This is a genomic window from Caballeronia arationis, from assembly GCF_001544975.2.
Classification (GTDB): domain Bacteria; phylum Pseudomonadota; class Gammaproteobacteria; order Burkholderiales; family Burkholderiaceae; genus Caballeronia; species Caballeronia arationis.
In genome coordinates, this window is the sequence record NZ_FCOG02000444.1 from 1 (window position 1) to 1,344 (window position 1,344).

The 1,344-nt window shown below is 61.9% G+C and carries 1 protein-coding gene; it reads right to left on the reverse strand.

What is annotated here, in order from left to right:
- Positions 1 to 1,344, reverse strand: a 1,344-nt coding sequence (locus AWB81_RS43005) for an amino acid adenylation domain-containing protein (RefSeq protein ID WP_144444395.1), incomplete at both ends; no start/stop codon positions are given.

Below are 1,344 nucleotides of genomic sequence, written 5' to 3' on the forward strand. Positions count from 1 at the left end.
GTCGAGGCTTTGCCATTGCGGATCGGGCAGTGCCCGGCGATCGAGCTTGCCGTTGGGCGTGAGGGGCAACGCGTCGAGCACGACGAAGGCCGAAGGCACCATGTAGTCGGGCAGACGCGAGGCAAGATGCTCGCGCAAGGTGCTTGCATCGATCTCAGCCGTTCCGGTGACGTAGGCGACGAGTTGCTGATCTTGCGTTTTCTCATGCCGCGCACGCGCGATGACCACCGCTTCACGCACGGCCGGATGGCTGGCGATCTGAGCTTCGATCTCACCGAGTTCGATGCGGAAGCCGCGAATCTTGACCTGATGATCGTTACGGCCGAGGAATTCAATATTGCCGTCCGGGCGATAACGTGCGAGGTCGCCCGTGCGGTACAGCCGTGCGCCGGGCTGGCCGCTGAACGGATCGTCGATGAAACGCTCCGCGGTGAGTTCGGGCCGGTTCAGATAGCCGCGCGACACACCCGCGCCACCGATATAGAGTTCGCCTATGGCGCCCGGAGGCGTCAGTTGACGTTGTGCATCGAGCAGATAGACGCGCGTATTGGCGATGGGACGGCCGATCGGCACCAGATTCGTTTCTTCAGGAAGGCATCGATACGCGGTTGCCCATACCGTCGCTTCGGTGGGACCGTATTCGTTATAAAGCGATACGGGTCGAGGCAGCGCCGAGCTTTGCCGCGCGAGACTCGGGGGACACGCTTCACCTGCGACGATGATCTCCCGAAGCTTGTGCTCACCGCTCGACGACATACTGTCGAGAATGGCCTGACCGAGAGACGGGACACACAGTACACGTGTGATGTCGCGATTTCGCACCAGCTTGATGATTGCGTTCGGATCCCTTGCAGTGTCGATATCGACAATGGCAAGACAGCCCCCGTTCGTGAGCGTCCCAAAGAGGCCGGCGACAGAGCTGTCGAAGGCGAGAGACGAAAGCAGCAGGAAACGCTCGTTTGGCGCGTACTCATAGAACTGGTGCCGGGCGAAAGTGGATGCGACTAGCGTCCGGTGTTCGATCGCAACGCCCTTGGGTTTGCCAGTGGAACCCGAGGTATAGATCACATAGGCGAGGTGCTGCGGGGCGACAGTCGTTCGCGGATCGTCTTGTGGCAACGAGCCATCGAGCGATGCATTGGGGTCGAGCACGGTCAACGCACCGGTATCTCCCAGCGCTTCGCGACCCGCGGCATCGGCGAGCAACAGCCGGGGTGTGGCATCGGTGAGGATGTGGCTCAGACGCTCGCCCGGATAGGCCGGATCGAGCGGCACATAAGCGCCCCCGGCCTTGAGAATCGCCATCAACGCGACGATCATGCCGGTGCCGCGCTCCATGCACAG